Raw genomic sequence first — 17474 nt, forward strand, 5'->3', positions numbered from 1 at the left:
CGGGTTGGCGAACCGGACAAATAGAAAAACCGGCAGATCCGAAGATCTCCCACGCACAGCTACCGAAAAGCAGCATATTGCGCACGGTAGCGTTCCGCAATCCGTGAGAGGTTCCTGCATATTTGTCATGGGTCGCCAAACCCACGCCGCTCTTACGAACGGCACTTGGACTATAGAGCCCTTCTGGAGAAATCATCAATCAGATGATGAGTGAGAAAATTCCCTAAATTATGTGGGCGGGAAATGTCAGAAAATTCCCCGCAGCTATTGCCTCCACCCACCTTTTTTATCCCGCTCAACCCCCTCCGCGACCTGCATAACCCCGGTGTCCGCCAGACCCAAAGCTTTGTAACAATTGGACTAATGGTCTATAGCTCAAGGCAAGGCTGCCGATAGGCAGGTATTCCCCCGTGTAAGGAGTGACACCATGCCGCGGTTTTTTGCCGATCTGGGCTTTCGCTGGAAAATCACCCTGCCCATTGGGTTCCTGGCACTGCTGTTGGTGCTGATGGGGTGGTCGGGCATGCGTGGCATCGGTCAGGTGACGGAGTCCAGCACGCAGTTGACCAAGCGCTACCTGCCGGCCATCAGCCTGTTGCTCAACGCTGATCGTGATCTCTACCAGGCCTTTGTCGCCGAGCGCAGCCTGCTTGGGGGCAATGCGGGCAGTCATGCCGAGGCGCTGCGTGCCAGTCATCGGGACAATCTGAAGCAAGCTTATGATCGTGTGCAGAAATATGCCGCGATGCAGCCAAGTGCCGAGGCGTTGGCGCTGGTCAGTCAGTTCAATGACCGTTTCGCACAGTGGTCGCAGGTTTCGCGGCAGGTGGTCGAGCAGGCCGCGAGCAATCCCCAGGCGGCCAGTGCGCTGAGTTTTGGTGACGGTGAAAGTAAGTTCGACACCATGCGCGATGCCATCGACAAGCTCGGTGAACTGGAAGACGAAGCGTCTCTGCGCGAGGGGCAAGCGGCGATTGACCATGGCCAGGCGGTTGGGGTGCAGCAGGGCGGTATCTTGTTGGTGGGTCTGCTGGGTTGCATCCTGCTGATTGTGGCCTTGCCAATGGTCGTGCTGCGTCCGATGCGTCGGCTGCTGCACCGTGTCGAACAGATCGCCGAGGGCGGTGGGGATCTGAAGGGCCGTCTCGAGGTGCGTTCGGCTGACGAGCTGGGCCAGCTTGGCAGTGCGTTCAACCGTTTTCTCGATAAGCTGCAGCCGTTGATTGCCGAAGTGGGCCGCGTGACCGGGGAGGTGGATGCCGCCGCGCGGGCCATGGCCAATATGGCCGCGACCAATGACAAGTTGATCAGCAGCGAACACGCGGCGCTTGACCAGGTCAGTACGGCGGCGACCCAGATGAGTGCCGCAGTGCATGAGGTGGCACACAATGCCGTGAACGCGTCGGACGCCGCCCAGCAAGCCAGCAGTCAGTCTCGCGACGGCACCGCGGTTGTCAACAGCACCATCGAATCGATCCGTCAGTTGGCCCAGGAAGTGGAGAGCGCTTCGGGCACCATCGAGGCATTGGCCCTGGAAACCTCCAGCATCGGTGCCGTGCTTGAGGTCATCCGGGGCATTGCCGAACAGACCAACCTGCTCGCACTGAACGCTGCCATCGAGGCGGCCCGGGCGGGCGAGCAAGGCCGCGGTTTTGCTGTCGTGGCCGATGAAGTCAGGGCCCTGGCGGCGCGCACCCAGGATTCGACCAAGGACATTCAGGTGCGTATCGAACGGCTGCAAAGCGGTGTCGCCAAGGCCGTGCAAGCCATGCAGGTCGGCAGCAGCAAGGCCCGTGACAGTGTCGAACGTGCGGCGGGGGTCGATCAGGTGCTCAGTGGCACCAGCGGCTCGATTCTGCGGATCAACGACATGGCTGCGCAGATCGCCAACGCCTGCGAGGAGCAAAGCAGCGTCACCGAAGAGATCGCCCGCAACATCTCCGACATCCGCGACTTGTCCAACGAAGCGGCAGCGAACTCTGCCCAGAGCATGCAGGCTAGCCAACAGCTGTCCAGCCTGTCGAGAAACCTGGCAGAACTGACCGGCCGCTTCCGCACCTGAAACAGGGGGTGTCGTGTCTACTGACGAGCAGCTGCAAGCCCTGCATCAGGACGGTTTCGTCCTGATGCCCGGTGTGTTGGATGCCCGGCAGATCGCCGACCTGCGCCATGCCATCGACCAGTTGAAGCCCCAGCATTGGGACTACAGCGGCGTCATTGATCATTACAAATGCGTGTTCAATCGCAAGCCGTTCTGGCTGCCGTTCCTGGATGTGGCCGGGGTGATCGAGCTGGCCGAGGCGGCCCTGGGTGATGATTGCCATGTCATTGGCCAGACAGCCTGGCGCTGCCATCCCGGTTTTACCGGGGCGCCGTTGCACCTGGATTATCTGGCGATGCAATTGCCGCCAGGGCTGTTGGCCGACCCTGCCTTTGAACTGCCGATGCAGGTTTTTACCGCGCAGTTTTACCTGGATGACATCGACGCCGACTTGAGTCCGACCCAGGTCATTGCGGGCAGTCACAAGGCCGGCCGGGCGCCGGTGAAGGGCGAAACGCAGTGGCAAGGGCGCTCTGCGCAGCCGGTGCTGTGCCGGGCGGGCGATGTGTTGATACTGCGCAGTGAGTTATGGCACGCCGGTAGCGACAACCGCACCGCCGACCGCACGCGCTACATGCTCCAGGTGCACTACGGCCGGCGGATGGTCGCGCAGAAGTTCTCACCTTATCTGCACTGGCAGTTCAACCCTGTGGTCTTGGCCGCCGCGACACCTCGTCAGCGGCGGTTATTGGGCGATCACCAGGAAGCTGAATACGATTGAGCCTGGCTCAGTCAGATCCACACATCATTGACCGCCGTTCGCTCGTTGGTTTCCTCGCCGGTATTGAGGACACCACGGGGTTCGATCAGCAGCAGTTTCACTTCGTGTGCGGCGCTGGGCTTGTGCTCGACACCTTTTTTGACCACGTACATTTCGCCCGGCCCTATGGTTACCGCACCGTCGCGAAAGTCGATACGCAACTCGCCCTCCAGCACGATGAAGGTTTCATCGGTGTCGGCGTGGGTGTGCCAGATGAATTCGCCTTCGAGCCGGACGATCTTGAATTGGTAGTCATTCATTTCGGCCACGACTTTCGGTGCCCATTGTTCGTGGAACAGTGCGTATTTCTGAGCGAAGTTGATGGGGGCGTAGCGGGTCATCGAGGCATGCTCCTCAGGTGGGTGGTGAGCTGTACCTTACTGTCGGAGCCTGGGTGCGTATTGGATGATCGTGCAGCTTTTTGCCGTGCGCAGCCTCAGCCTTCAGCGCAGCATTTTCAGCCAGCGTGCCGGTGAAATACCGAAGGCCTGGGTGTGCAGTCGGGTCATGTGGCTCTGATCGAAAAAACCACAGGCCAGGGCTGCTTCGCTCAACGGCATGCCATGCAATACCAGGCGCCGGGCTTCGTTCAAGCGGCGCTGGGTGATGTAGCGATAGGGGCTGGTGCCGTACAGTGCCCGGAAATCCCGGGACAGGCTCCATCGATCCCGGCCGCTGGCCTGCACCAGGTCGTCCAGTGTGATCGCCTGGTGGAGGGCATCGTGGATGAACAGGCGGGCACGCTCCGCTGCCGGGTAGTCGATCAGCCGCCGCCCACGGCGGCTGCCGGCCGCGATGTCGAGCGCCTGGGCCACATCGTAGATGGCGTCCTCTTCCTCCAGCGGATCGAGGGGATGATCCAGGCCGTTCAATAGTCGACGGGTCGCGATGTTGAGGCGAGGGTCGTTGGACAATCCTCCTTCGATGAAGGGCAATGGCTTGCCCCCCAGCACTTGCTGGATCACCGACGGTTCTATGTAGAGCATCCGGTAGCGAAAACCCTCGCTCGTCCCGGCTTCGCCATCGTGCACCTCGTCTGGGTGCAGGACGACGGTGCCGCCGGGCTGGCTGTGGCGTTTGCTGTGGCGATAGTTGAAGCTCTGCACGCCGGAAAGTGTGATTCCGATGGCGTAGGTGTCGTGGCGATGGGTGGTGTAGCCATGCCCGCTGAAATAGGCCTCGATGCGTTCCATTTTCCTCGAATCGGGCGCTCGTACCAGCCAGTCGCGATTATGGATTGATCGAGTCATTGCACCAGCCTCCTGCTTTTGTCCGCATACCCTACCGCAAAAAAAGCTGAACCGGTGTAGGAGCTGTCGAGTGCAACGAGGCTGCGATCTTTCCCCAGACACTTGAATCTCAAGCGAAAGATCAAGACCAAAAGATCGCAGGCTTCGCCAGCTCCTACAGAGCCCTCGTGGCGCTGTTAGATCTCCTTTACAGGCGTTTCACCCTGGACATTCTTGATCAGCCCGATGACATGAAGGCAGTCACTCTTGTTCACATAGGATTCGCCGCTGGCGATCGTTTCGTGGTTGCCGGCTCTCAAGCGCCAGCGCCACTGGCCTTTGCCGGTGCTCTGGGTGCCTCGGGTCTGTCGATAGATTTCAAAATACATCGGTTCGCTCCCTGCGATTCATTCAGTCAAGACATGCGTTGGGCATGTGGCTGCCAGCCTAGCCAAGTGGGTGGTTTTGGCTACGGGAAATTCGTTTCCATTGGTTATCAAATATTGCTGGGGCATGAGCCCGGAGAGGCTGTTCGACTTTCTGTTGGAAAAAAGTCATGTTGCGAACATGCAGTCCGCTGAAGTTCCGGTTTGATCCTTGCGTTGCCCTGCCCGGTCCTGCTTAATACGTTTCGACGCCTAGGGCCGCAAGCCAATGGGACTGAAAACACTATAAGAAAAAGAGCCATCAAGTGACTGAATATCCAGGAACGGATCTGCAGGGTCATCTAGCGCTTTCGCTTGTCATTCCGGTCTACAACGAAGTCCAGTCCATCGATGTGTTCATGGCCAGGATCGACCAGGTCTTTGCCCATGAAGCGCTGGTGAGCCTGGAACTGGTGTTCGTCAACGATGGCAGCGTGGACGACACATTGGTGCTGCTGCTGGAACGGCAGAAGACCGATCCGCGCATCCGGGTCGTCGACCTGAGTCGCAACTTCGGCAAGGAGGCGGCGTTGAGTGCCGGCCTGCAAGCCGCCCGTGGCCAGGCGGTGGTGCCGATCGATGTCGATTTGCAAGACCCTCCCGAAGTGATCCTGGAAATGATTGCCCACTGGCGCAACGGTGCCGAAGTGGTGCTGGGCCATCGCATCAACCGCGACTCCGACTCCTGGGCCAAGCAGGTTTCCGCCAACGGGTTCTACCGGCTGCACAATAAAATCGCCGACCACAAGCTGCCGGAGAATGTCGGCGATTTTCGCTTGATGGATCGCTGCGTGGTCGATGCCCTGCAAACCCTGCCCGAATCGCGCCGCTTCATGAAAGGGCTGTTTGCCTGGGTAGGATTCCGCACCACCTACGTGGATTACGTCAGGCCTGAACGGGCCGCCGGTGAAAGCAAGTTCAATGGCTGGCGCCTGTGGAATTTCGCCCTTGAAGGCATCACCAGCTTCAGCACCGAACCGCTGCGTATCTGGACGTACCTGGGGCTTTGCGTCTCGCTAGTGTCCTTTGCGTTCGCCATCTTTATCGTGCTGCGAACGCTGATTTCCGGGGTGGACCTGCCGGGCTATGCCTCGCTGATGGTGGCGGTCACGTTCCTGGGCGGGTTGCAACTGATCGGTATCGGCGTGCTGGGCGAATACCTGGGCCGCACCTACATCGAATCCAAGCGCCGACCGGTTTTCCTGGTGCGGCGCATCTATGACGCCAAGGACTGACCATGGACCTCAAGGAAACCGATATCCTCGGTCCCGATATCGAGCAGCATTGGTACTACCGGTCGAAAGCACGCGCCATGCTGCACATGCTCAAGGGTTTCTCGGCCAGTACGCTACTGGACGTGGGGGCTGGGTCGGGCTTTTTTTCCCATCACCTGCTGACCCATACCGCAACGGCCCAGGCCTGGTGCGTGGACATCAGTTATCCGGCCGACTCCGACGCCAGCACCGCCGGTAAACCGGTCCGCTACCGCCGTGCCATCGACACGCTGGACGCGGACCTGGTGTTGCTGATGGACGTGCTGGAGCATGTGGACGATGACGTGGGGCTGCTCAAGGCCTACGTCGACAAAGTGCCGTCGGGCAGCCGCTTCCTGATCACCGTGCCGGCGTTCCAGTTTCTCTGGAGCGGGCATGATGATTTTCTCGAGCACAAGCGCCGCTACACCCTCAAGCAGCTGGAAAGTGTCGTGGCGCAGGCCGGTCTGCAGGTCCAGCAAGGTGCGTATTACTTCGGCCTGGTATTTCCGATTGCCGCCGGTCTGCGACTGTTGCAGCGCAAGGCGTCCGGAGCCCCGGCCAAGTCGCAGCTGGCGCGGCATCATCCGCTGGTCAATGGCGTGTTGAAGTCTCTGTGCAGCCTGGAGCGTCCGTTCATGGGCGCCAATCGTATGGCCGGCCTGACGGTGTTCTGCCTGGCGCAGAAGCCGTGATCTGGACGCACTCGCCGTTGCTGCGACGTGCCCTGCGCTTTGCCATGACAGGCCTGCTCGTCACGGCGGTGCATGTGCTGGCTGCGGTGCTGTTCGTGCACCTGATCTTGGCAAACCCGCCACTGGCCAATGGTTTCGCCTTTGTCGTGGCGACCGTGGTGTCGTACCTGGTCAACACCCTCTGGAGCTTTTCCAGCCGCTTGCATGGCCGCACCCTCGGCCGTTTCGTGGTGGTCTCGATCGGCGGGTTGGGGCTGGCGATGCTGGTGGCCTGGGTGGCCCAGCGTGTCGGCCTGGATTACCTGGCGGGCATCGCGGCCGTGGCACTGATTATCCCGGTGTTTACCTTCATCCTGCATAATTTCTGGACGTATCGATGACCGTTCGTGGTGAGCGTTATTGGGTTTGCTTGTTGCCCATACTGTTGGGCGCGCTGGCGTTCCTGCTGGTGATCGGCCCGCGGGTCCTGGATCCGACGAACATCGGCTGGTTGGGGGAGGGCGATGCGGCGACCCACTACATGGGCTGGGCGTTTTTCCGCAATTCACCCTGGACCTTTCCGTTGGGCATGAACCCTTCCTATGGTTTGGAGTTGGGCAACGGCATCATTTTTTCCGACTCCAACCCGCTGCTGGCGTTCCTGTTCAAACCCTTCAGCGCCTGGCTGCCCGAGACGTTCCAGTATTTTGGCCTGTGGTTGCTGGCCTGTTTCATCCTGCAAGCCTGGTTCGCCTGGAAATTGGTCGGCCTGTTGACGCCGTCGCTGTGGATCAGGCTGTTGGGGACAGGGTTGTTTGTGTTTTCGCCGCCGATGTTTCTGCGCATGGGTGGGCATCTGTCGTTGTCCGGGCATTTCCTGATCCTGGCGGCCCTGTACCTGGCGCTGCGGCCGGACTTGCAGAAGCGGCGGCTGGCCTGGGGCGTGCTGCTGGCCGTGACGGCACTGGTGCATGCCTACCTGTTGGCCATGGTGGCGCTGATCTGGCTGGCTGACCTTGCCAGTCAGGCCATCAAGGGCCGGTTGTCCCGGCGCGATGCCTTGATCGAGCTGGGTGGCTTGTTTTTGCTGGTTGCGTTCTGCTGCTGGCAGGCGGGTTATTTCAGCGTGGGCGGCGGGACCGTGGCGGGCGGTTATGGGTTGTATCGCCTGAACGTGATGTCGCTGGTCAACCCCAGCGGCTGGTCACACACCTTGCGCGACATGCCCCAGGGCCCCGGGGACTACGAAGGTTTCAATTACCTGGGATTGGGCATCCTCATGCTGGCAATCTGCGCCGGCGTGGCGTTGCTGCAAGGCAACACCGGTTTGGCGAATGCCGTACGCCACAGGCGACTGTTGCTGTTGGCATTGATCGGGCTGACGCTGTTTTCGCTGACCAACAACCTCGGCATCGGCATGCTGAATCTGCATTACTGGCTGCCCAGGCCCCTTGAGCTGCTGGCGAACGTCTTTCGCGCGGCTGGCCGGATGTTCTGGCCGGTGTTCTACGCCATCGTATTTGCCGTCATTTTCCTGGTGATCCGCGGCAATAAACCACGGGCGGCGGTGTATCTGCTGGCCATTGCCCTGCTGGTGCAAGTCCTGGATACCCGCGCTGGATGGGCAGGCCTGCGCCAGAGCCGGATGATGCCGGCCGCCTCCAGTTGGCCCACGTCCATGACGGATCCGTTCTGGGCCAGTGCGGCCAGCCATTATTCGAAAGTCCGGACGCTGCTGCCGCAGAACCAGCCGGAAAATTGGCTGCTGACCAGCCAATACGCTCTGACGCATGGGTTGCAAACCGATGGCGTCTACCTGGGACGCATGGGCACCCGGGAGATCGAACAAGCCCAGCGACGCGCCGCGCAGATGCTTGCCAGCGGCGAGTATGCAGCGGATTCGTTGTACATCCTCGACCCTGGCACCGCGCTTCAGGCAGCGAAGACCGTCAAGCGCCAGACCGACCTGTTGACCCGTATCGATGGCCTCGTGGTGCTGGCGCCGGGTTGGAAGTCATGTGCCCAATGCCCACCGTTTGCCGATGAGACGCTGGATGTGCAGATGAAGCTCGGCGAGCGCCAGGTGTTCAGCCGAATCAACCCGATGTTGGCCGACGGCTGGGGACGCGTCGAGGGGTGGGGCACCTGGTCGGAAGGGACCGAGGCTGAGATTGTCTTGCGCATACCGCCAGAGGCGCGCGCCCTTTCGATCGAAGCGGCGGCGTTCGTGCAGCCCCAGCACGCGCGCCAGCGAGTGGACGTCTCGATCAACGGTGTGGCGGCGTTGTCGACGCAGTTCACGCGCCTGCAGGACAACACCTTTGAACTGCCCCTGACACCGGCCATTCGTGAAGCGATGGGCGTGGATGGGCCGTTGCGCGTGCATTTCCATTTACCCGATGCCATCAGTCCCAAGGCGCTGGGGTTGGGGGGGATGAGCGCGTCATGGCGCTGGGGTTGAAATCATTGACCGTGAAGTAAGTTTTTATAGGGGCGCCTGAAACCGCTTGCAGGCGCAATGACTATTGTGGCGAGGGGATGAATCCCTCGCCACAAAAGCAGGGGCGCATAGACGCGCAGCCCCTGGCGTTTCTACACTGCATCCAATCAAGGATCGAGGGCAGTGGATGAACCGCAACGAATTGCGCAAGGCCGACATCAACCTGATGGTGGTTTTCGAAACGCTGATGCTTGAGCGTAACGTGACACGGGTGGCGGAAAAACTGTTCCTGGGCCAACCGACCATCAGCTCGGCCCTCAATCGTTTGCGCAAGATGTTCAACGACCCGTTGTTCATTCGCGTCGGCCACCGCATGGAACCGACGGCCCGGGCTGAAGAAATCATCCGGCATCTATCTCCGGCGCTCGATTCGCTGTCTGTGGCCTTGAGCCTGACCCACGATTTCGATCCCACCAACAGCACCATGACGTTTCGCATCGGCCTGTCGGATGACGTCGAGTTCGGCCTGTTGCCGCCCCTGTTGAGCAGCCTGCGGCAAGAAGCGCCGCAAATCGTGTTCGTGGTGCAGCACGTCGATTACTGGCGCATCCCCGATTTGCTGGCATCGGGCGACATCACCGTGGGCATCAGCCAGACGCGCGGTCTGCCGGCCAACGCCAAGCGCAAATTGTTGCGACACATCCAGCCCCGGGTGTTGCGCGCCGATGCCTCGGACACGCCGCTGACCCTGGACGAGTATTGCGCGCGACCCCATGTGCTGGTGTCCCATACCGCGAACGTTGCCGGGTTTGCCGATGAATGGCTGGCCGAGATCGGACGCACGCGCCAGGTCGTGCTATCGGTGCCGCAATACAGCGCATTGCCGGCGTTGCTGGCCGGCACGGACCTGATCGCCAGCCTGCCGGACTATACCGCCGCCGCCATGGCGGCTTCGGGGCAACTGTTCAACGAACCCTTTCCTTTCAAGACCCCAACCCTGGATTTGTCCATGGTCTGGCTGAGCCATGTCGACAGTGACCCGGCCGAGCGCTGGTTGCGGTCGCGGTTGGAGGCCTTCATGGGCGAGCGTGGGGTCTTGGCGCAACCCTGACCCGGCCCGCAGCGAAACAAAACCTGCCCCAACGTTTAAAGTCGAGGTAAGGTTGTGACGGCTGAAATCCCCTTGTCATATTTTCGAATCGGAGTCGAACACATGCCTCACCTGCACATGGAGTACACCGCCAACCTGCCCGAGCTGAAGGCCGATGTCGCATTGCTGCGCCTGAACAATGCGCTGGTGGCCTCTGGCCAATTCGCCGCCGAGCTGGACATCAAGAGCCGGGCCGTGAAACTCGAGACTTTCCGGGTGGGCACGGGGCTGGGCGAGCGGGGTTTCGTCCACGTGAAGCTGGCCTTGCTGAGCGGTCGCTCGCCGGAAATCAAGAAGCAACTGGCCGATAGCCTGCTGGCCGTGATCCAGGAACTGGGGCCATGGCCGGCCGACGTTAGCGTGCAACTGTGCGTGGAAATCCTCGACATCGATCGAGGCCCGTATGCCAAGGCCTTGATCGGTCAATGACGATCAAGTGTCGCGGGCGCCGCAGGCCTTGATGATCTGTTCGCGCAGCCAGGCGTTGGCACTGTCCTGATCGACGGCCAGGCTCCACTGCATGTTCAGGGTGAACCCCGGCAGGCCTTGGGGCACTTCGTGATGATTGAAGATCGCCTCGTTGGCCAGCAGTTTCTGGATACGACGGGGCAGGGTCAGGATGAAGTCGGTGCCGGTGATCATCTTCAGTGCGGCACTGTAGCTGTTGGCGCGAGCGGCAATCTGGCGTTGATGCGCCTGCTGCGACAGCCAGCCGTCCACCATGTTGGTCGCTGACGACCAGGGCGTCGGAAACACGTGTCGACGCCGTACGAAAGACTGAAGGCTCAGTTGCGGCTCAAGTGGCGTCGCCCGTTTATCCACGACACAAACCAGGTCTTCCTCCAGCAACTGCCGGGATTTGAAATCGGCATGGTTGCTGTGGAAGTTCGGGCCGAAGCAGATCACCAGGTCCAGGCTGCCGTCGCGCAACTCTTCGGCGGGAATGTCGGCTTCAAGCTTGTGCACGTTCACCACCACCGGCAGATTGGCGTAATCGAAGCCTTGCAGCAGTTGCGGCAGGATCAACTGCTCGAAGTATTCCGGCGCGCAGATATTGAAGGTAATGGCCTGCCGGGTCGGATCGAAGGTGGGTGTACCGGCATGGCACAGGTTGATGCTTTGCAAAATGGCGCGCACATGGTCGTACATGCCTTCGGCCTTATAGGTAGGGCGCATGCCGGTGCGGGTGTTGATGAATAGCTCGTCTTCGAAACAGGTTCGCAGTTTCTTGAGGCAATAACTGACGGTTGACTGACTGACGCACAATGCCTCGGACACGCCGGTGACACTGCTTTGCTCGTACACGGCGCTAAACACCATGAGGTCTTGCATGTCGAGCTTTCTGAGGGAGTTACTGTTCAGCATCCGTTCTGTCTCTCGCTGTGCTCCTTGCGCGATTTTGCGCAAACCAGGCTGACGATCCTAACGGAACGATGGTGCCAAGAGAATGCCGGGCAGGCGCTTTCATGGTCGGGAACGGGACAGATAATGTAGGGAACACGACGTGTCGATCAACGACTGTTTGGTTTGCCTATGTTTAGTTCGCTGCGATCCAAGCTCCATCAAATCCAGGTTTAACCTCCCAGGGTGCCGTGGGACGCTTGCTCGATGTGTTTTCTGTGATGCGCTCATGGACGGTTGGCTCCTGGCATTCCAATACCCTTCATCTGCCGCGGTCGATCCGGTCGGCCGGTTCACGCCTGCCATGGCCCCAACTCTTAGTGCGTTGCCTTCCGAGCTAGCCTTTTGGGCGCTCTGGCATTGCCGTCACGCCCGTCCTCCAGATACTCGTATTACCTGTTGATCATTCGCAGTGTTCGCTCAATGGCGAGCACAGACTGACGGTGCCTTGTCGCCCGTCCGACATGGAAATACGAGCCTTCTCATGAGCCTTGCCAAGATTTCTTTCGCACCCGTGCAACACGCCCAGGCGTTTCTTGCGCAGAACCCCGATATCGAACTGTTCGAGCTGTTCATTCTCGACAACAACGGCGTGCCCCGGGGCAAGTTGTTGCATCGGGACGAGTTGCTGGCGGTCTTCGAAAGTGGCCGGCCACTGCCCAGTACGATTCTCGGGCTGACGGTCAATGGCGATGATGTGGAAAATTCCGGGCTGGTGTGGGACGTCGGTGACATCGATTGCCGTGCCTATCCCCTCAGCGGCAGCTTGCAGCGCATGCCGTGGCGATTGATTCCCACGGCCGCCGTGCAGGTCAGCATGCATCCCCAGGAAGGAATGCCGGCGACCATCGCCGATCCACGTTATCTGCTCAGCCAGGTGATCGAAGCCTTGCAGGCCGATGGTTATTACCCGGTGATGGCGGCGGAGCTGGAGTTTTATCTGCTGGACGCGCAACGCGACAGCCAAGGCCGGCCACAACCGGCGCGCGATGCCGACGGTGGCCGACCGCGTGCTACCCAGGTCTACGGTTTGCGCGAGCTGGAGCAGATCGAGCCGTTCCTGGCCGATCTGTACGCTGCGTGCAAGGTGCAAGGCATTCCGGCCCGGACCGCCATTTCCGAATACGCACCGGGACAAGTGGAGATCACCCTCGAGCACCGCAGCGATGCCTTGCAAGCCATGGATGAAGCGGTGCGCTACAAGCGACTGGTCAAGGGCGTGGCCCACAAGCACGGCATGCAGGCCTGCTTCATGGCCAAGCCGTTCGATCACTTGGCGGGCTCCGGCATGCACATGCATGTCAGCCTGGCGGACCGCGATGGCCACAATTTGTTTGCCAGTGAAGCCGCCGACGGCACGCCGCTGTTGCGCCAGGCAGTAGGTGGGATGCTCGACACCTTGCTCGATTCGCTGTTGATGTTTTGTCCGAACGCCAACTCCTACCGGCGCTTCCAAAGCAACAGCTACGCACCGCTGGCGGCGACCTGGGGCGTAGACAACCGCACGGTGAGCCTGAGGGTGCCGGGCGGCCCGGCGTTCTCGCGGCACATCGAGCATCGTATCTGCGGCGCCGATGCCAACCCTTACCTGGCTGCGGCGGCGATATTGGCCGGCATTCATCGCGGCCTGCGTGAACAGTGCGATCCCGGGAAGCCTGTCGAAGGCAACGGCTACGCCCAGGCGACCGAGCTGTTGCCCACCGACTGGCTCACCACCCTGCGTGCCCTTGAGGCATCGGCCTGGGCCCGGGAAGCGTTTGGCGATGAGTTTCTTGGCGTTTATCTGGCGGTCAAGCGCGCCGAATACCGTCAATTCATGGGGGAAGTCGGAGAGCAGGACTGGCGCTGGTATCTGAATCAGGCGTGAAATCGGCTGGCCAGTGGTTTCTTAAATAATTATTTAGTAGCAAGTTTTTCACGAAAAATTGATGGTGAGCTACCTAAAGTTTGTGCTGCCGTAGGAAATGAAATTTTCACATTTTCTACGGCACTTCTTTTTCAAAGAGCAACTTTCAGGAAGCCGTCAACCATCATGCTGACCATTAAAGCCGTGCGCCCCGAGTGGGTGACACTGGTCGCCAGTGCCTTTTTATTAGTGGGCTTCAACATCGTTCTCTGGCAACACTTGCTAGCGATCACCACGGCTGATGCTCGTGGCCTGCTGATGTGCCTGGCGTTTGGCCTGATGATTTTCAGCGCGTTCAACCTGGTGTTGACGCTCGTGGCTTTCCGTCCGCTGCTCAAGCCCGTGCTGATGCTGTTGTTCCTGATCAGCGCTGGCGTGGCATATTTCATGGCCCAATACGGCGTATTGATCGACGCTGGCATGTTGCGCAACTTTGCTGAAACCAATGCCACGGAAGTTCGTGATCTGTTGTCGCTGAAGTTGTTTGTTTATATCGGGTTGTTGGGGGTGTTGCCTTGCTGGTTATTGTTCAAGACCCCGATCAACTACCGTCGTTGGCCCAAGGAATTATTAAGTAAGTTGCTGGTCGGCGTGGCGTCGGCCGCGGTGATTGGCGTGGTCGCCCTGGCCAACTACCAAGGCCTGTCTTCGTTGTTTCGCAACCACCACGAGTTGCGCTTGATGGTCGTGCCGAGCAATTACATCGGTGCTTCGTTCGGCTACTTGCGTGAGCAGGTCGCGTCGGCCAAGCAGCCGTTCATCACCCTGGGCGAGGACGCGAGCCGCAACCCCGCCTGGCAAACCCACGGCCGCAAATCCCTGACCGTGCTGGTGGTGGGCGAGAGTGCCCGGGCCGAGAACTTCGGCATCCTCGGCTATAACCGCGACACCACACCGACACTGGACAAAGAGGCCGGCCTGATCGCCTTCACCGACGTGCAGTCCTGCGGCACTGAAACCGCCGTGTCGGTGCCTTGCATGTTTTCCAACATGGGGCGCAAGAACTACGACGCCAGCGTCGCCAAGAATGAAGAGGGGTTGCTGGATGTGCTCAAGCGCGCCGGGCTGGAGGTGATCTGGCGGGACAACCAGTCTGGCTGCAAGGGCACCTGCGACCGGGTCACCGTGCAGGATGTGAGCAATCTGAAGGATCCAACCCTGTGTGCGAGCAGCGAATGTCGTGATGAAATCCTGCTCCAGGGGCTGCAGCATTTCATCGACACGCTCGACAAGGACACGGTGCTGGTGCTGCACCAGATGGGCAGCCACGGGCCGGAATACTTCAAGCGCTATCCCAAGGAGTACGAGCATTTCACCCCGGTCTGCGAAAGCAACGCGCTGGACAATTGCAGTCGCGAGAGCATCGTCAACGGCTACGACAACACGCTGGTGTACACCGACCATGTGCTCTCGACCCTGATCGATCTGCTGCGGGCCAACCAGGACAAGGTCGACACGGCCATGCTGTACCTGTCGGACCATGGTGAATCCCTGGGCGAATACAACCTGTTTCTCCATGGCACACCCTACATGCTTGCCCCGGAGCAACAGAAACACGTGGCGATGCTTGCGTGGTTTTCCGACAGCTATCAGAAGTCTTTCTCGGTCGACACCCATTGCCTGCAACTGAGTCGGCAAAAGCCCTTGAGCCAGGACAACCTGTTTCACTCGATGATCGGGTTGCTGGAAGTCAACAGCCAGGTCTACAACCGGGACCTGGATCTGTTCGCCAACTGCCGCGGTGCGGTGATTGACGGTGTCCTGGCGCGAGAGTGATGGCCTGGACCTTTTTTTCACGCAGCGTTGTTTAACCTGTCATCCATCCAATCCCAAGAGCCGTTCGTATGTCCGGGCTACCCCCATCCACCGTCGAGCTTGAGTTCGCCAGGCAGCATGACCAGGAACATGCACAGGTCTGCTGTCGGCCGGCGCCTCGTCGGTTGCGCCTGGCGTTCTGGCGCGACGAACACATGGTGCGCAACGCCCTGAAGGTGGCGGGCGAACCCGGGTTGGTGCTGGATGTAGCCTGTGGCGCGGGGCGGTTCTGGCCGGTGCTGGCCGAGCACGCCAACCGGGTGATCCTGGCGGCGGACCCGTCGCCGGACATGCTCGAACATGCGCTCACCCACCATGGCGGCGCGTTGCTCCAACGGGTCAAGACGTTCCCGAGTTCGGCGTTCACCATCGGGCTGTCGGCCAACGCGGTGGATTGTATTTGTTGTCTGCAACTGTTTCGCCACGTCAGCGCCAGCGAGCATCGCCTGGCGCTGTTGCGCGAATTTCATCGGGTCAGTCGCGACACGGTGATCGTTTCGGTGCAAATCGAAGGACGCTTCAAGATCGGCCAGGCGCCGCAACGGAGCCTGGCCGATAAGGCCAATCTCGAAGCCGAGTTTCGCCAGGCCGGTTTTAACGTGCTCTGGTATCAGGATTTCCTGCCCGGTTTCGCGCTGACGCGTGTTTATGTATTGCGTAAGACCGGTTAAGTCCTGATGTAGGACTATTCTTGCTTTTTCGCAGGCGATTTCTCTTAGGCTGCTGCTCTATGGATGCTCGCAATCGCCGGCGGCGATATATACTGCGCGCCATTCTTCAAGGGAGAGCCGTGTGGCCATCGATATTCACTGGATTCGCGACAACGATAGCCTCGGTCAGTTTTGCGCCGAGTGGCAGCAGTTGCCATTCGTCGCCCTCGACACCGAATTCATGCGGGTCGACACTTTTTACCCGATTGCCGGTTTATTGCAGATCGGCGACGGCAAGCGCGCCTACCTGATCGACCCCTTGACCATCGACAATTGGCAACCCTTGGCCGCACTGCTGGAAAACCCGGCGGTGCTCAAGGTGTTGCACGCCTGCAGCGAAGACCTTGAAGTGCTGCTGCGCCTGACCGGCAGCCTGCCTGCGCCGCTGTTCGATACTCAATTGGCCGCTGCCTACCTGAACCTGGGTTTCTCCATGGGCTATTCGCGGCTGGTGCAGGAAGTGCTGGGTATCGAGTTGCCCAAGGGCGAGACCCGTTCCGACTGGCTGCAACGGCCCCTGTCCGAGACACAGATCAGCTACGCGGCAGAGGATGCCGTGCACCTGGCAGAAGTTTTCGTACTGCTGCGCCCGAAACTTTCCGACGAAAAATACCGTTGGGTCCTGGAAGACGGCGCCGAACTGGTGGCCAACCTGCGTCGCGAAGTCGACCCGTACGAGGTCTACCGCGAGGCCAAGCTCGCCTGGAAACTGTCCCGCGCCCAATTGGCCGTGCTGCGCGAGCTGTGCGCCTGGCGCGAACGCGAGGCGCGGGCCCGTGACCTGCCGCGCAATCGCATCATTCGTGAGCATTCGCTGTGGCCCCTGGCCCGTACCCAGCCGGACAACCTCGGCGCGTTGGCGAAGATCGAAGACATGCACCCGCGCACCGTGCGCCAGGACGGCCAGTTTCTGCTGGACCTGATCCAGCGCGCCGCCAGCGTGCCGCCCGAGCAATGGCCGCCGGCCGTGGCCGAGCCCTTGCCCATCGAGGCCTCGGCCCTGGTCAAGCGTCTGCGGGCGCTGGGGCAGGCAGAAGCCGAGCGCCTGGAAATTGCCCCGGAGCTGATGCTGCGCAAGAAAACCCTCGAAGCGCTGATCAAGAGCGGCTTCCCCGAGGGCCCTTACCAATTGCCCGATTCGTTGCGTGGCTGGCGCCGCGAATTGATGGGCCAGGCGCTGCTCGACAGCCTGGCCACTGCCGGAGAACAGCCTTGAAACGTATCTGCTCCATCTACCGAAGCTCGAAGAAAAACGAGATGTACCTGTATGTGCTCAAGAGCGATGCCTTGGAGCGTGTACCTGAGCCGTTGATGGCCGCCTTTGGCAAGGCGATCCATGCCTTCGACCTGGTGCTTAGCCCTGAGCGGGCGCTGTCCCGGGAAGACATCAACAAAGTGCTGGAAAACCTCGACACCCAGGGCTATCACTTGCAGATGCCGCCGGCCGAAGACGAGTACATCGAGCATTTGCCCGAAGAGTTGCTGCGCCGCAACGACCCGGTCTGACGGTATTGGAGGCATCTGTCCTGGGTGCCTCCTTGAACACACTGGAATGGTTTATTGACGACGATCGCAGGGATGGAGCGACACTCTGTCGGCGATTGTCTGCA

The 17474-nt window shown here is 60.3% G+C and carries 16 protein-coding genes and 1 pseudogene; 13 read left to right on the forward strand and 4 right to left on the reverse strand.

The genetic code is table 11. The features are described from left to right. The first annotated feature begins 427 nt into the window (after nt 1–427). Both KI235_RS07445 and KI235_RS07450 read left to right on the forward strand, forming a co-directional pair. Nucleotides 428–2062 (forward strand): methyl-accepting chemotaxis protein, encoded by a 1635-nt coding sequence (locus tag KI235_RS07445; RefSeq protein ID WP_003198822.1) that lies wholly within the window; start codon nt 428–430, stop codon nt 2060–2062. Between the two features lie 13 nt (nt 2063–2075). Beyond that, a complete protein-coding gene (locus KI235_RS07450; RefSeq protein WP_212795615.1) occupies nt 2076–2822 on the forward strand; it encodes a phytanoyl-CoA dioxygenase family protein in 747 nt (248 codons plus the stop codon). A gap of 11 nt (nt 2823–2833) precedes the next feature. Here the strand turns inward: KI235_RS07450 and KI235_RS07455 are convergent, their stop codons facing one another. The 3 genes from KI235_RS07455 to KI235_RS07465 form a co-directional block, all read right to left on the reverse strand. Beyond that, the gene (locus tag KI235_RS07455; RefSeq protein ID WP_003198826.1) at nt 2834–3202 is read right to left on the reverse strand and encodes a cupin domain-containing protein; all 369 of its coding nucleotides are present in this window, start codon (nt 3200–3202) and stop codon (nt 2834–2836) included. Between the two features lie 102 nt (nt 3203–3304). Beyond that, complete coding sequence (locus KI235_RS07460) at nt 3305–4111, reverse strand: AraC family transcriptional regulator (RefSeq protein ID WP_003198828.1); 807 nt, start codon at nt 4109–4111, stop codon at nt 3305–3307. A 176-nt stretch (nt 4112–4287) separates the two neighbouring features. Continuing rightward, nucleotides 4288–4479 carry a DUF1508 domain-containing protein gene (locus KI235_RS07465; RefSeq protein WP_003198830.1) on the reverse strand — a complete coding sequence of 64 codons (192 nt, stop codon included), beginning with the start codon at nt 4477–4479 and terminating at the stop codon, nt 4288–4290. Between the two features lie 302 nt (nt 4480–4781). Here KI235_RS07465 and KI235_RS07470 point away from each other — a divergent pair, with 302 nt between their 5' ends. From KI235_RS07470 to KI235_RS07495, 6 genes and pseudogenes are all read left to right on the forward strand, one after another. After that, on the forward strand, nt 4782–5750 hold the full coding sequence (locus tag KI235_RS07470; protein ID WP_013692486.1) for a glycosyltransferase family 2 protein: 969 nt from the start codon (nt 4782–4784) through the stop codon (nt 5748–5750). A gap of 2 nt (nt 5751–5752) precedes the next feature. Next, nucleotides 5753–6463, forward strand: a complete 711-nt coding sequence (locus tag KI235_RS07475) for a class I SAM-dependent methyltransferase (protein WP_003198834.1) — start codon at nt 5753–5755, stop codon at nt 6461–6463. A 44-nt stretch (nt 6464–6507) separates the two neighbouring features. Continuing rightward, nucleotides 6508–6843 (forward strand): GtrA family protein, encoded by a 336-nt coding sequence (locus tag KI235_RS07480; protein ID WP_043042647.1) that lies wholly within the window; start codon nt 6508–6510, stop codon nt 6841–6843. Beyond that, nucleotides 6840–8923: pseudogene (locus KI235_RS07485) on the forward strand (DUF6311 domain-containing protein). The gene KI235_RS07480 and the pseudogene KI235_RS07485 overlap by 4 nt, the downstream one beginning before the upstream one ends. A 146-nt stretch (nt 8924–9069) precedes the next feature. Beyond that, entirely contained in the window at nt 9070–9993 is a 924-nt protein-coding gene (locus KI235_RS07490) for a LysR family transcriptional regulator (RefSeq protein ID WP_003198839.1), read from the forward strand. Nucleotides 9994–10095: 102 nt separating this feature from the next. Further along, a complete protein-coding gene (locus tag KI235_RS07495) occupies nt 10096–10461 on the forward strand; it encodes a 5-carboxymethyl-2-hydroxymuconate Delta-isomerase (protein ID WP_003198841.1) in 366 nt (121 codons plus the stop codon). Between the two features lie 3 nt (nt 10462–10464). On the opposite strand, the gene KI235_RS07500 is transcribed toward KI235_RS07495, so the two are convergent. Beyond that, a complete protein-coding gene (locus KI235_RS07500; RefSeq protein WP_003198843.1) occupies nt 10465–11397 on the reverse strand; it encodes a LysR family transcriptional regulator in 933 nt (310 codons plus the stop codon). 535 nt (nt 11398–11932) lie between these two features. Here KI235_RS07500 and KI235_RS07505 point away from each other — a divergent pair. From KI235_RS07505 to KI235_RS07525, 5 genes are all read left to right on the forward strand, one after another. Next, the gene (locus tag KI235_RS07505; RefSeq protein ID WP_212795858.1) at nt 11933–13300 is read left to right on the forward strand and encodes a glutamine synthetase family protein; all 1368 of its coding nucleotides are present in this window, start codon (nt 11933–11935) and stop codon (nt 13298–13300) included. 165 nt (nt 13301–13465) lie between these two features. Beyond that, on the forward strand, nt 13466–15115 hold the full coding sequence (locus KI235_RS07510; RefSeq protein ID WP_003198847.1) for a phosphoethanolamine--lipid A transferase: 1650 nt from the start codon (nt 13466–13468) through the stop codon (nt 15113–15115). 68 nt (nt 15116–15183) lie between these two features. Then, a complete protein-coding gene (locus KI235_RS07515) occupies nt 15184–15825 on the forward strand; it encodes a class I SAM-dependent methyltransferase (protein WP_003198849.1) in 642 nt (213 codons plus the stop codon). A gap of 121 nt (nt 15826–15946) precedes the next feature. Further along, the gene (gene rnd, locus KI235_RS07520) at nt 15947–17080 is read left to right on the forward strand and encodes a ribonuclease D (RefSeq protein ID WP_003198851.1); all 1134 of its coding nucleotides are present in this window, start codon (nt 15947–15949) and stop codon (nt 17078–17080) included. Further along, the gene (locus KI235_RS07525) at nt 17077–17370 is read left to right on the forward strand and encodes a YcgL domain-containing protein (protein ID WP_003198853.1); all 294 of its coding nucleotides are present in this window, start codon (nt 17077–17079) and stop codon (nt 17368–17370) included. The genes rnd and KI235_RS07525 overlap by 4 nt, the downstream gene beginning before the upstream one ends. The last annotated feature ends 104 nt before the right edge of the window (nt 17371–17474 follow it).

This window comes from Pseudomonas sp. St386, assembly GCF_018325865.1.
GTDB classification, from domain to species: Bacteria; Pseudomonadota; Gammaproteobacteria; order Pseudomonadales; family Pseudomonadaceae; genus Aquipseudomonas; species Aquipseudomonas brassicacearum.